This window comes from Halomarina litorea, assembly GCF_024227715.1.
Classification (GTDB): Archaea; Halobacteriota; Halobacteria; order Halobacteriales; family Haloarculaceae; genus Halomarina; species Halomarina litorea.
Genome location: NZ_CP100448.1, coordinates 1,217,010 through 1,228,779 on the forward strand (window position 1 = coordinate 1,217,010; position 11,770 = coordinate 1,228,779).

Annotated in this window: 14 protein-coding genes; 2 read left to right on the forward strand and 12 right to left on the reverse strand. The window is 67.8% G+C overall.

The features are described 5' to 3' along the window. Positions 1-2: 2 nt before the first annotated feature. The 11 genes from nuoK to NKG96_RS06750 all read right to left on the reverse strand — a co-directional run bounded on the left by nuoK (position 3) and on the right by NKG96_RS06750 (position 9,791). On the reverse strand, positions 3-305 hold the full coding sequence (gene nuoK / locus NKG96_RS06700; protein WP_254537743.1) for an NADH-quinone oxidoreductase subunit NuoK: 303 nt from the start codon (positions 303-305) through the stop codon (positions 3-5). After that, positions 305-697, reverse strand: coding sequence for a hypothetical protein (locus NKG96_RS06705; protein ID WP_254537744.1), 393 nt, complete (start codon positions 695-697; stop codon positions 305-307). The genes nuoK and NKG96_RS06705 overlap by 1 nt, the downstream gene beginning before the upstream one ends. Further along, positions 697-972: an NADH-quinone oxidoreductase subunit J gene (locus NKG96_RS06710; RefSeq protein ID WP_254537745.1), complete on the reverse strand. Its 276-nt coding sequence runs from the start codon at positions 970-972 to the stop codon at positions 697-699. The genes NKG96_RS06705 and NKG96_RS06710 overlap by 1 nt, the downstream gene beginning before the upstream one ends. A 448-nt stretch (positions 973-1,420) precedes the next feature. After that, on the reverse strand, positions 1,421-1,882 hold the full coding sequence (locus tag NKG96_RS06715; protein WP_254537746.1) for a NuoI/complex I 23 kDa subunit family protein: 462 nt from the start codon (positions 1,880-1,882) through the stop codon (positions 1,421-1,423). A gap of 49 nt (positions 1,883-1,931) precedes the next feature. After that, positions 1,932-3,074 (reverse strand): complex I subunit 1/NuoH family protein, encoded by a 1,143-nt coding sequence (locus NKG96_RS06720; protein WP_438267400.1) that lies wholly within the window; start codon positions 3,072-3,074, stop codon positions 1,932-1,934. Then, complete coding sequence (locus NKG96_RS06725; RefSeq protein ID WP_254537747.1) at positions 3,071-4,753, reverse strand: NADH-quinone oxidoreductase subunit D; 1,683 nt, start codon at positions 4,751-4,753, stop codon at positions 3,071-3,073. Before NKG96_RS06725 ends, NKG96_RS06720 begins: the two co-directional genes overlap by 4 nt. Positions 4,754-4,832: 79 nt before the next feature. Next, positions 4,833-5,468 carry an NADH-quinone oxidoreductase subunit B gene (locus tag NKG96_RS06730; RefSeq protein ID WP_438267417.1) on the reverse strand — a complete coding sequence of 212 codons (636 nt, stop codon included), beginning with the start codon at positions 5,466-5,468 and terminating at the stop codon, positions 4,833-4,835. A gap of 47 nt (positions 5,469-5,515) precedes the next feature. Continuing rightward, entirely contained in the window at positions 5,516-5,923 is a 408-nt protein-coding gene (locus NKG96_RS06735; RefSeq protein ID WP_254537749.1) for an NADH-quinone oxidoreductase subunit A, read from the reverse strand. Between the two features lie 168 nt (positions 5,924-6,091). Beyond that, a complete protein-coding gene (purE, locus tag NKG96_RS06740) occupies positions 6,092-6,721 on the reverse strand; it encodes a 5-(carboxyamino)imidazole ribonucleotide mutase (protein WP_254537750.1) in 630 nt (209 codons plus the stop codon). 57 nt (positions 6,722-6,778) lie between these two features. Next, positions 6,779-7,933, reverse strand: a complete 1,155-nt coding sequence (locus NKG96_RS06745) for a 5-(carboxyamino)imidazole ribonucleotide synthase (RefSeq protein WP_254537751.1) — start codon at positions 7,931-7,933, stop codon at positions 6,779-6,781. 25 nt (positions 7,934-7,958) lie between these two features. Next, complete coding sequence (locus NKG96_RS06750; protein WP_254537752.1) at positions 7,959-9,791, reverse strand: flippase activity-associated protein Agl23; 1,833 nt, start codon at positions 9,789-9,791, stop codon at positions 7,959-7,961. A gap of 144 nt (positions 9,792-9,935) precedes the next feature. Between NKG96_RS06750 and ribH the strand changes: the two genes are divergently transcribed. Both ribH and NKG96_RS06760 read left to right on the forward strand, forming a co-directional pair. Continuing rightward, positions 9,936-10,337 carry a 6,7-dimethyl-8-ribityllumazine synthase gene (ribH, locus tag NKG96_RS06755; protein ID WP_254537753.1) on the forward strand — a complete coding sequence of 134 codons (402 nt, stop codon included), beginning with the start codon at positions 9,936-9,938 and terminating at the stop codon, positions 10,335-10,337. Next, positions 10,334-11,485: a pyridoxal phosphate-dependent aminotransferase gene (locus tag NKG96_RS06760; protein ID WP_254537754.1), complete on the forward strand. Its 1,152-nt coding sequence runs from the start codon at positions 10,334-10,336 to the stop codon at positions 11,483-11,485. Before ribH ends, NKG96_RS06760 begins: the two co-directional genes overlap by 4 nt. Before the next feature lie 15 nt (positions 11,486-11,500). On the opposite strand, the gene NKG96_RS06765 is transcribed toward NKG96_RS06760, so the two are convergent. Next, complete coding sequence (locus NKG96_RS06765) at positions 11,501-11,743, reverse strand: Rdx family protein (protein WP_254537755.1); 243 nt, start codon at positions 11,741-11,743, stop codon at positions 11,501-11,503. Positions 11,744-11,770: the final 27 nt, after the last annotated feature.

Consider the following 11,770-nt stretch of genomic DNA (forward strand, 5'->3'; position numbering starts at 1 on the left):
AGTTACCACCTCATCGTCGTCGCGTCAGTCACGTCCACGTCCTTGAAGTTGCGGTACAGCACGAGGATGATGCCGATACCCACCGCGACCTCGGCGGCCGCCAGCGCCATCGTGAACAGGCTGAACACCTGTCCCGTCAGGTTGCCGGTCTGGTAGGAGAACGCGACGAAGTTGACGTTCGCCGCGTTCAGCATCAGCTCGACGCTCATCAGGAAGAACAGGGCGTTGCGGCGCGTCAACACGCCGAACAGCCCGATGCAGAACACCGCCGCCGAGAGCAGCAGGTAGTACTGGACGGGGACCATCAGTGCTCGTCCTCCGTCTCCGCTTCGTCCTCGCTGCGCCCCAGCACGCGACCGCCGTCGGTCGCGACGCGCCGTTTGACGCGCTGGCTGAGCTGTCGGAACGGGCTATCCTCGTCGCGCGTCCCGAGCATCACGGCCGCTACCAGCGCGGCGACGAGCACGAGGTCGATGATCTCGAAGACCACGAGGAACGGTTCGGACTCGTGGGACGCCTGCCCGACGAGGTCGAACATCGCGTAGCCGATGGACGCGGTGATCGAGCCCTCGCCGAACCCGGCAGGTTGGCCCCACTGGGAGGTGACGAAGACGAGCGCCATCACGACGAACAGTGCGACGGCCGCCAGCCCGGGGAGGAAGCTCCCTTCGGTCTTGAGTCGCGGGCGGGAGGTCATCAGGTCATTACCTCCTTGTCGACGTCCGCGTCGGGGTTGCGGACCAGCATCACGGCGAACGTGATGAGGATGAGAACCCCGCCGACGTAGACGAGGACTTGCATCGTCGCCAGGAACTCAGCCTGCAGCATGACGTAGTGCACGGCCACGGAGAGCAACGCGACGCCGAGTAAGAGCGCCGCGTGCCACGTGTCGCGCACCAGCACCACCCCGAGGCTGCTCCCCACCGTGATGATGGCGAACAGGGCGAACGCTAGTGTTTCTGCGACTGCCATTGGTGGCTCTCCTTTCGCGGCGGGTTTCAACGTTTCGAGAACCGTCCGCGAGCGCGCGTGCGTGAGTGGGATTTCCGCCGCGGCTCGACGCGCCACCCCGGTCCGAGCGGCGAATAGTACCAGTTCGTATCGCCTGTCGTGAACGAACGACCCCGGTTCGGGGGTTGGTGGGCGGGGCTGATGCTCGGGCGCGCCTCGTCGAGAGTCGACGATGACGCTACCGCCCACGGTTGCACGGTGCCGAGGAGGGTCCCTCACCCACCGTTACTCACTCGGGGGCTGGCCGTCTCCTCATCAGGTCCGTAGAACACACAGCGTCCGCACGAACGAGCGAAGCGAGTGAGTGCGGTTCCCCGTGAGTCGCGCCACGCGTGACTCACGGCAGCTTTTAGCGTAGCTTTTTGCGCCGAGTGGTGCGCCGAAGGCGCACCCGGGGTGGAAAAAGGTACTACTGGTAGTCCACTTCGCCCTCGCCCTCGCCGATCCACGAACCCCGGTCGGGTTCGCGCGACGCGAGCGGGTCGATGTCCTTGTACCACGGGACGTTCTTCAACTGCTCTTTGTTGTAGGCGAACTCGTCTTTCGTGTCCGCCGTGAACTCGAAGTTCTGGGTGAGCAGGATGGCGTCGACGGGGCAGACTTCCTCGCACAGTCGGCAGTAGATACACTGGCCGACGTGGAGGTTGTACTGCTCGCCGTTCCGCTGGTCGTCCGTGACGATCTGTATCGTGTCGTTCGGGCAGACGTTCTCACACTGGCGGCACCAGATACAGCGCTCCTGGCTGAACTTGTGGATACCGCGGAACCGAGGGCTGACCTCGGGTGCGGCGTCCGGGTACTCGACGGTGAACGTCGAGCCGTCCAGGGCGTGTTTCATGGTGGTCGCCATGCCCTTGAGGATTCCAATCATTGTTGTGGTCTGATGGGGGTGTAACGCCGGGCGGTCCCGGCGGCCGGGTTCAGACGATCACCCCGACGATGACGGCCGTCAGCAGCAGGTTGGCGAACGAGAGCACGAGCATCCCCTTCCAGCCGATCTCGATGAGCTGGTCGATGCGCACGCGGGGCACCGCCGACCGGGCCCACTGCGTGAAGAGGTACACCGCGAGCATCTTGATGACGAACCAGACGAACCCGGGCAGGATGGGTCCGGCCGGGCCGCCGAGGAACACCGTCGCGATGATGGCCCCACCGAGGAAGATGTGCAGGAACTCCGCGAGGTACATCAACACGAAGTACACCGAGGAGTACTCGGTCTGGTACCCGGCGACGATTTCGGTCGGCGCCTCGGGCACGTCGAACGGGTTGCGTCCGACCTCCGCCAGGTTCGCCGCCATGAACAGCACGAACGCGAACGGGTTGACGAACGCGTACCACGCGGGAATCGAGAGGCCCGCGATGGTGAATAGTGGCTCCGTCTGTGCGGCGACGATCTCGCTCATCTGGAGGCTCCCCGCGAACAGCACCACCGACGCGCCGGTGATGACGAGGGGAATCTCGTAGGCGATGTTCTGTGCGACGGCACGCAGGCCGCCGAGGAGCGAGTACTTGTTGTTCGAGGAGTACCCGCACATGAGGATGCCGAGGCTGGCGATGGAGGAGACGGCGAACACGTAGGCGAGTCCCGTCTCGGGGTCCGCCAGGTGGATGCCGTTGCCCATCGGGATGACCGCGAAGCCGAGGACGGCCGAACTGGCCATGACGATGGGACCGATGTCGTACGCCGGGCGGTCGGCCCCCTCGGGGATGATGAGTTCCTTCGACAGCAGTCGGACCGCGTCGGCCACGATGATGAGCAGGCCGAACGGCCCGATGCGGTTGACGGCGATGCGGTCGGTGAACGCCGCGGTGATCTTCCGCTTGCCCCAGATGCCGGAGACGGCGACGAGGGTGAGCAGGAAGGTGGCGACGAGCGCCGCGCCGATGACCGCGGCGACGAACGTCTCGAACGGCCCCATCTGGCCGAAGCCGAGCAGTCCGCCGATGGTGTCGGGGAGCGTCCCCGTCGCGGTCCCGTTCGCCGACGCGTTCGCCGAGGCGTTCCCCGCTGTGGCGTTCGACCCGTTCGTCGCGTTGCCCTGCTGGAAGAACGCCCCGCTCATCTGTCGACCTCACCGAGCACGATGTCGAGACTGCCGAGCGAGGCGACGAGGTCCGGGATGTACTCGCCTTCGGCCATCTCGGGGAGCGTCTGCAGGTTCGAGAAGCACGGACTCCGGATCTTGAACCGGGCCGGCTTGTCCGTCCCGTCCGAGCGGATGTAGATGCCGAGTTCGCCCTTGGCGGCCTCGACGGCGCGGTAGATCTCGCGGTCCACGTCCGGCTTGAGCGTCCGCGGGACGTTCGACTGGATCTCGCGTTCCTCTTCCGGCCAGTCTTCGAGCAGGTCGACGCACTGCTCGACGATCTTCGCCGACTCCTCGACTTCCTTCATCCGGACGAGGACGCGCGAGTAGTTGTCACAGCCGTCCTCGGTGACGACGTCCCAGTCGAGTTCGGGGTAGTAGCCGTAGGGGTCGTCGCGGCGCAGGTCGTAGTCGATGCCCGACCCGCGGGCGACCGGCCCCGTCGCCCCGTAGCTCTTGGCGACGTCGGGTTCGAGGACCCCCGTGTTGACACACCGGAGCTGGAAGATCTCGTTCGAGGAGATCATGTCGTGGTACTCCTCCAGTTTGGCCGGGAGGCCGTCGAGGAAGTCCCGCGTCTTGTCGAAGAACTCCTCGCGGGGTTCGGGCAGGTCCCACGCGACCCCACCCAGCCTGAAGTAGTTGAACATCAGGCGCTGGCCCGTCAGGTCCTCCAGGATGTTCTGGACGACCTCGCGGTCCCGCGTGCTGTACATGAAGATGGCCGTGAAGTCCCCGTAGACGTCGAGCGCGAACGTCCCCAGCGCGAGGAAGTGCGCCGCCATCCGGCAGAGTTCCGCGGACATGGTCCGGATGACCTGCGCGTACTCGGGCACCTCGAGGTCCGCGAGGTCCTCGGCGGCCCGCGCGTACGCCCACTCGTTGAGCAGGCCCGCCGAGATGTAGTCCCAGCGGTCGGGGTACGGCATGATCTGGTGGCGGTACGTCCCCTGCTGGCACATCTGCTCCTCGCAGCGGTGGAGGTAGCCGATGTCGGGGTCCACGTCCGCGACTGTCTCGCCGTCGAGCGTCGTCTTCAGGTGGAGGACGCCGTGGGTCGCCGGGTGGTGCGGCCCGATGTTGAGGAACATCGTGTCCGGGTCGTCCTCGCTGCGCGTGTCGTCCTGCAGGGGGTTGGCGTGTTCGCGGAGCGTGGCGATCTGTGGCTGCTCGACGTCGTAGTCCAGCCGGAGCGGGTGGCCCTGCCACGTCTCGGGCAGGAGGATCCGCCGCGGGTCCGGGTGGTCGTCGTACTTGATGCCGAGGAGGTCGTAGGCCTCACGCTCGTGCCAGTCCGCCGTCCGGAAGGCCGCGTTGCCCGACTGGCTGCGCGGGTCGTCCTTCGCCGCGGGGACGACGACGCTCAGTTCCTGTGTCGGGTCGGCGTACTTCTTCAGGTGGTAGATGCTCTCGAAGCGGTCGTCGTACTCCTGTGCCGTGACACACGACAGGTGGTCGAAGCCCGCCCGCTGTTTGAGCGTCGTGAGCACGTCGGCGACCGCCTCGGGTCGGACGACGAACCCTTCGGCGTTGACGTGGCTCTCGCGACCGATGACGTGGTCGCCGAGCAGGTCCGCGAGGGCGTCGTGGTCGAGGCCGTCGCTCGTGACGCCGACCTGTTCTCGTGTGCCCGGTTCGGGTTCTTCCAGACTCATGCGAGACACCTCCGGTGTCGAGTGTGAGCAGATGAGTCGCAGCCCGCGCAGCAGCGCGAGCAGGAACGTCTTAGCGTGCTCATGGTGACTCAGCCCAGTCGTAGCGCATGACGAGGTCCTCCTCGTCGATCTGGTCGGCGAGGTGCTGGACGAGTTCGTCGCGTTCGAGGTCCCCGAACTGCTCCAGTTCGTAGGGCTTGACCGTCACGGGAGAGGTCTCGCCGTTGGCGATTCGCTCCTGCAACTTGGCGACGCCGTAGATGAGCGCCTCGGGGCGGGGCGGACAGCCGGGGACGTGGATGTCCACCGGGATGACCTCCTCCGCGCCCTTGATGACGTTGTACCCCTCGTGGAAGGGACCGCCGGAGATGGTACACGACCCCATCCCGACGACGAACTTCGGCTCGGGCATCTGGTCGTAGACGCGCTTCATCCGCGGGGCGAACTTCGAGACGATGGTCCCCGGGACGATGATGACGTCGGCCTGTCGCGGGGAGGCCCGCGGCACACCCGCGCCGAAGCGGTCGAGGTCGTGTTTGACCGCGTAGGTGTGCATCATTTCGATGCTGCAGCAGGCGATGCCGAACTGCAGCATGAACATCGAGGAACCCCGCACCCAGTTCATGAACTTGTCGAACTTGGTGAGAATGAACGGGGAGGAGCCGAACGCCTCCCTGAGTTTGGAGTTGAACCGGTTGTCCACTCCCTCGCCCATCCGGGCTTCCTGCGTACTCGGTGCGCCGGTGTGCTGCTTGTCGCTGCTCATGTTTCTTGCGGGTTCGATTCGGTTGCTGCGGGCCGCACCCAGCGGACCGCTCCGTTGCGCCACGCCCAGCCGAGACCGACGACGAGGACGCCGATGAAGATCAACATCGGCACGAGGGCCTTCGCGAGACCGACCTGCGCGACGGCATCACGGTAGATGACCGTCCACGGGAAGATGAGGACCGTCTCGATGTCGAAGACGACGAACAACAGCGCGACCATGTAGTACTGGATGTTGAACCGGATGCGCGTGTTCCCCGTCGGGACCTCGCCGCTCTCGTAGACGGCGGCTTTCCCTTGCTCCGGCACGGTGGGACGCAGCAGGCTCGATGCCGCCATCATCCCGAGTGGGACGAGGAGTGCCACGAGCCCCAGCGCGCCGATCGCTATCCACGGGTTGCTCATTGTGCTTGTATCGTATTGCGGGTTAGATGGGGCCGCATATAAGACTTGATTCTTGCGCGTCAGGCAGTCTTCGGTCGGTTTCGTGCGCGTTGCCGGGTCCACACCCTCGGGACCGGATACACTGGGGATGCGACCGTCTCACGCGCGACGGCGGCGGCCCGCCGTCGCTCACTCCCTACCCTCGCGGAACGCCGCCGTCCCCGACTCGTGGAGCGCCCGCGACACTCGCCCCACGTCGGCCTGGAGGTCCTCGTGGTAGTCGACGAGGCGGTCCTCCAGTTCGCCGTGTTCTCGGGCGAGCATCTGGACCGCCGACAGCGCCGCGTTGAACGACTTGCCCGCGTCCACCGCGACGATGGGCGCGCCCGTCGGCATCCCGATGACCGAGTCGACCGACTTCTCCTGAACCGGGACCCCGACGACCGGGAGCGGGTAGGCCAGCGAGGCGGTCATGTTCGGTAGGTCCGCCGACTTCCCGCCCGCACCGGCGATAATTACGTCCAGACCTCGGTCGCGCGCCGTCGTCGCGTACGCGTACATCAACTCGGGGGTGCGGTGAGCGCTGACGACGTACGTCTCGAAGGTGAAACGCGCCTCCGGCGGGTCGTCGTCGTCGGTGACCTCCGCGAACCCGAGTTCCGTCAGGGCCTCGTAGGCCCCGTACATCGTGTCGAGGTCCGAATCGGACCCCATCACGATGCCCACCTCGGGGGTGTCCTCGGTCGGCCGGTCTCGGTCGGCCTCGGCGTGCAGGTCGTCGACGAGCGACTGGACTTCCTCGGGGAGCGCTGGCGTCATGCAAGAGGGCGGGAGGGGAGGGCGCTTCGGGATTGCGGTCTCCAGCGATGCTCGATATCAGCGGAACGTCACACCCTTCCGCAGGTCGCGCGCCCGCGAGAGGAGTCCGTCCGCGTCCTCGTCGTCCGTCCCGACGACGGTTACGTGGCCCATCTTCCGCAGGGGGCGGGCCTCGCGCTTGCCGTACCAGTGCAGCGACGCGCCCGCCGTCTCCAGTACGGATTCGACCCCCGAGAGGACGGCGGGTTCCGGCGCGTCGACGTCGCCGAGGAGGTTCGTCGTCACCGCCGGGCCACGAGGGTCGGAGGACCCGAGGGGCCACCCGAGCACCGCGCGGAGGTGCTGTTCGAACTGCGAGGTGTGTGCGCCCTCGATGGTCCAGTGCCCGGAGTTGTGCGGGCGCGGGGCGATCTCGTTGACGAGCACCTCACCGTCCTCCGTCTCGAACAGTTCGATGCCGAAGATACCCCGTCCGTCCAGCGAGTCCAGTACGTCCTCCGCCACCTCGCGTGCGCGCGCGAGTACGTCGCTTTCGGCACGTGGTGGGGCGACCATCTCCCGCAGTATCTCCTCTTCGTGGACCGTCTCGGTGACGGGGAACGTCGTCGTCCCGTCCGCGCCGCGGACGCCCATCACGGCCAATTCGCGCTCGTAGGGGACGAACGCCTCGGCGAGGGCTGGCCCGCCGAGTTCGTCCAGCGCGGCCTCCGCCTCGTCGGGTCCCTCGACGGGCAGGTTCCCGCGCCCGTCGTAGCCGCCCTCGCGGGCCTTCAGCATGACCGGCCAGCCCAGTTCCTCGCCGGCCTCGCGCAGGTCCTCGGCGTCGTCCACGCGTCGGAACGCGGGCACCGGGATTCCCGCCCCGTCCAGCCACTCCTTCTCGCGGAGTTTGTCCTGCGTCGTCCGCAGGGTGTCGGTGTCGGGGTGGACGGGCGTGTCCGTCGCCTCGCTCACCTCGTCCAGTAGGTCCGCGTCGGCCAGTTCTATCTCGTAGGTGAGCACGTCCGCGCGTTCGGCGAGTTCGCGCAGTCCCTCCCGGTCGTCGAAGTCGGCGGCGATGGTGTCCCGGACGACCGGTGCGGCCGGCGGGTCCTCGGTCGGGTCGAGGGCGACGACCTCGATTCCGAGTGGACCGGCGGCCTCTCCGAGCATCCGTCCAAGCTGTCCCGCGCCGACCACGCCGACGGTCGGGCCGGGCGTCGTCAGTTCCATACGCGGGGTGTGCTACCGCGGGCGGTTAACCGCTCCGAAGGGCGGCGGTGGTTGTCCCGTTCTCGCTCCCGTTCCCGGTCGTGTTCCGGGGGACCGGCGTCGCCGTCGGGATGTGACTCGTGTCGAAGTCCGCGGGCAGGCGCGACGGGTCGTAGAAGAACGCCACCCGCGTGTCGGTCGTCCGGAGCTTCTGGACGACCACATCATAGTTGGGGTAGCGCTCCGCGATGAGCGACCGGCTCTCGAGCGTGGTGATGACGACCGGCGGGTCCCCCTCCTCCTCGACGAGCGAGAGCGCGGAGGTGTTGTACGCGCAGGCCACCTCCGCGTCGCTGCGTTCGAGGTACCACGGGAGCGGGAGGGAGTTGAACCAGCCGTCGCTGCCCGCACAGGAGGGCTGCTGTCTGATGGGGTCGCCCTGCACGAGGAAGGTGCCGTAGAGCACCACGTCGGTCCCCTCGTTCCGGTCGGCGAGCGCCTCCATCGCGGCGATGGTCCCGTGCAGGTCTCCCGAGGGCTGGGCGTACTGGACGAGTTCGTTGTCGGGGGAGGCGGGGTTCGCGTAGACGGTCTGGTAGCCCGTGAAGCCGACGAAGCCCGCGCTCACGACGGCGAGCGCGAGTGCGAGCGCGCCGACCGTCGCCATCGCGTCGTCCGCGCTCCGGTAGCGCGCCCACCCGCCGGTGACGAGGTGGGAGACTCCCGCGGCGGCGGGAATCGCCAGCGGGAGGACGACGTGAACGGCCGCCCACGGCGCCTTGATGTCGGTAATGATGGGGTAGCCGAGCAGGGAGGCGACACCCCACGCGAACGCCCCGAAGACGAGGGGTCGGGGGCCGCCCTCCCGGTAGCTCTCGAGGGCGAACCCGAGCAGCGCGAACAGACAGAGGACGACCGCGCCCGCCCCGAGCGTCTGGAGGAGGTCACCGAGGTAGGGGAGGTAGGCGTGTTCGGACATGCCGCCGTCGCCCCACAGCGAGTAGAACTCGTTGAACGACCCGACGGTCGCCGCCTCCACGAGTTCGAGGCCGCTCTTGGCCGTCCCCCGCGGCGCGTAGAAGAACACGATTATCGCGAAGAACTCGACGACCGCGAGCAGGAGGACGCCGGCGGCGAGGAGGACGGTCCGGGGCGTCACCGTCGGCGACGCGCCGCCGTTCGCCTGCGGCGCGGACGACCAGTCGTGGCCTCCCCTCTGGACGCTGGTCCCTCGGAGCCGCGCGCGCAGTCCCGTGAGAGGGTACTCCCCGTGTGCGCGGGCGACGACGACCTTCAGGTAGCCGACGACGGCCGCCGCGCCCAGCCAGCACACCACGTAGACGGGGGCGTTCTCCTTGACGGTGAACCCGAGGGCGACGAACCCGACGGCGGCGAAGAGGTGGCGCAGGTTCCGGGTGTCGAGCAGGCGAATCAGGAAGGCGAACCCGGCGAACATGAACGCGCCGACGAGGGGGTCCCCGCGCATGAACCGCGAGTAGTAGAGCAAGATGGGGTTGGCCGCGAGGAAGAAGGCGAGGGCGGCCACCTCGACGCGGTCCAGTCGGTCGCGGAAGAGCAGCGCCGTGAGGGGGAGGAGGCCGCCGGCGAGGGCGGGGACGTAGCGCATCGTGGCGTCCGTCGCGCCGAAGACGGAGAAGACGGCGCGGTTGACGTGCTGGAGGAACGGACCGTGGATGATGGGACGGTAGGAGAACTCCCCGGTCCGCATGAAGTCGAGTATCCAGTAGCCGACCCGCCCCTCGTCCCAGTGGGCGACCCGGTGGCCGAGGAAGAGGAACCGCGCGAGGAGCGCGAGGAGGGCGATTGCACCGACGACGGCGAGGGTGGCCCGCAGTCGGTCCGGACGGTCTGCTGTCATTGTCCCACAGAGCGATGTGCCCGGGTAGAAGGTTTGTGGTTCGTGTCACACGACGGACCCTCGCGGACCGCCGGCCCCGGGCCGTCCCCGCGGAATCTGGCCCACAACGGTACTTCTTTGGAGTGCGCTCGCCTCGCCGCGGGTATGGTAGCACTCGGACTGGTGGTCGCGCGGTTCAACCGCGAGGTCACCAAGGAGATGGAGGAGGCCGCCCTCGACGCGGCCGCAGAACAGGGCGCGGACGTCGTGGAGACGGTCCACGTGCCGGGCGCGTACGACGCACCGCTCGCCGCCGACCGACTCGCACGGCGCGAGGACATCGAGGCCGTCGCCGTCGTCGGGGCCATCGTCACCGGCGACACCGACCACGACCAGGTCATCGCCAGCGCCGCCGCACAGGGACTGACCGACGTGAGCCTCGACCGCGACACCCCCGTCATGCTCGGCATCACCGGGCCGGGGATGAGCGCCGCCGAGGCCCGCGAACGGGTCGGCAACGCCGGGAAGGCCGTCGAGGGGGCGGTCGACATGGTGAGTGCGCTATGAACCGCGAGTTCGCGGACCGCGTCACCAGAATCGAACCCAGTGCCACCGTCGCCGTCAGCAACCTCGCCAGCCAACTGGAGGCCGACGGCGTGGACGTCGTCGACCTCTCGGTCGGCGAACCCGACTTCCCGACGCCCGACGTGGTCGTCGAGGCCGCCAAGGACGCGATGGACGCGGGCCACACCGGCTACGCCCCCTCGAAGGGCATCCCGGAACTCCGCGCCGAGATCGTCGACCGCCTCGGCGAGCGCGGCCTGCCGTACGACGAGGACCAGATCATCGTCACGCCCGGCGGCAAGCAGGGACTCTTCGAGGTCTTCCAGGCGCTCGTCGACGAGGGGAGCGAGGTCGTCCTCCTCGACCCCGCGTGGGTGTCCTACGAGGCGATGGCGAAGATCGCCGGCGGCGACCTGACCCGCGTCGACCTGACGGACCACGAGTTCCAGCTCGAACCCGCCCTCGACGACCTGGCCGAAGCCGTGAGCGACGACACGCAACTGCTCGTCGTGAACTCGCCGAGCAACCCGACGGGCGCGGTGTACTCCGACGCCGCCCTCGAAGGGGTGCGCGACCTCGCCGTCGAACACGATATCACAGTGATCTCCGACGAGATCTACGACCGCATCACCTACGACGGCGTCAAGGCGACCAGCCTCGGATCGCTCGACGGGATGGAAGACCGGACGGTCACGCTCAACGGCTTCTCGAAGGCCTACTCGATGACGGGGTGGCGACTGGGCTACATCGCCGCGCCCGACGACATCGTCGACGAGGCGGGGAAACTCCAGAGCCACTCCGTGACGTGCGCGACGAACTTCGTCCAGCACGCGGGCGTGACCGCGCTCCGGGAGTGCGACGAGTTCGTCGCCGAGATGCGCGATGCGTTCGCCGACCGACGCGAGATGCTCGCGGACCTGTTCGCCGACCACGACGTGGACGTGCCCGTCGGTGACGGCGCGTTCTACATGATGGTCCCGGTGGACGACGACGACCAGCAGTGGTGCGAGGACGCGATTCAGGAGGCCCACGTCGCGATGGTGCCCGGGAGCGCCTTCGGCGCGCCCGGCTACGCCCGGCTCTCCTACGCGGCGAGCGAGGAGCGACTCCGGGAGGCGGTCGAGCGACTGGCCGAGAACGACTTCCTCTGAGGTCTCCCCCGACCGCTATCCGCGGTTCGCGGCCCGCTGAACGGCGTTGACGGCCGCCACCGGGTCGACGTGGTCGGACGAGTCGACCGACCACACTACTTCGTCGCCCACGCGGACGCGGAACGCTGGGTCGGGACACGGCTGGAGGGAGACGCCGCACTCGTCGGTGGTGAGCCAGTCGAGCAGGAGTCGCTGGGTCGTCGTCGCCTTCGAGAGCTGCCCGTAGTTCGCGCAGTACTCTATCGACACGTCGTCCATAATCGGTCATCAACGACCGTGTAGAAA

What these genes read in the sequence shown, in the direction of transcription:
- NKG96_RS06760 (WP_254537754.1), top strand. Translation starts at nt 10,334, where the DNA reads ATGAACCGCGAGTTCGCGGACCGCGTCACCAGAATCGAACCCAGTGCC.
- purE (WP_254537750.1), bottom strand. Translation starts at nt 6,721, where the DNA reads ATGACGCCAGCGCTCCCCGAGGAAGTCCAGTCGCTCGTCGACGACCTG.
- nuoK (WP_254537743.1), bottom strand. Translation starts at nt 305, where the DNA reads ATGGTCCCCGTCCAGTACTACCTGCTGCTCTCGGCGGCGGTGTTCTGC.
- NKG96_RS06735 (WP_254537749.1), bottom strand. Translation starts at nt 5,923, where the DNA reads ATGAGCAACCCGTGGATAGCGATCGGCGCGCTGGGGCTCGTGGCACTC.
- NKG96_RS06745 (WP_254537751.1), bottom strand. Translation starts at nt 7,933, where the DNA reads ATGGAACTGACGACGCCCGGCCCGACCGTCGGCGTGGTCGGCGCGGGA.
- NKG96_RS06725 (WP_254537747.1), bottom strand. Translation starts at nt 4,753, where the DNA reads ATGAGTCTGGAAGAACCCGAACCGGGCACACGAGAACAGGTCGGCGTC.
- NKG96_RS06750 (WP_254537752.1), bottom strand. Translation starts at nt 9,791, where the DNA reads ATGACAGCAGACCGTCCGGACCGACTGCGGGCCACCCTCGCCGTCGTC.
- NKG96_RS06730 (WP_438267417.1), bottom strand. Translation starts at nt 5,468, where the DNA reads ATGGGCGAGGGAGTGGACAACCGGTTCAACTCCAAACTCAGGGAGGCG.
- NKG96_RS06710 (WP_254537745.1), bottom strand. Translation starts at nt 972, where the DNA reads ATGGCAGTCGCAGAAACACTAGCGTTCGCCCTGTTCGCCATCATCACG.
- NKG96_RS06720 (WP_438267400.1), bottom strand. Translation starts at nt 3,074, where the DNA reads ATGAGCGGGGCGTTCTTCCAGCAGGGCAACGCGACGAACGGGTCGAAC.
- NKG96_RS06765 (WP_254537755.1), bottom strand. Translation starts at nt 11,743, where the DNA reads ATGGACGACGTGTCGATAGAGTACTGCGCGAACTACGGGCAGCTCTCG.
- NKG96_RS06715 (WP_254537746.1), bottom strand. Translation starts at nt 1,882, where the DNA reads ATGATTGGAATCCTCAAGGGCATGGCGACCACCATGAAACACGCCCTG.
- NKG96_RS06705 (WP_254537744.1), bottom strand. Translation starts at nt 697, where the DNA reads ATGACCTCCCGCCCGCGACTCAAGACCGAAGGGAGCTTCCTCCCCGGG.
- ribH (WP_254537753.1), top strand. Translation starts at nt 9,936, where the DNA reads ATGGTAGCACTCGGACTGGTGGTCGCGCGGTTCAACCGCGAGGTCACC.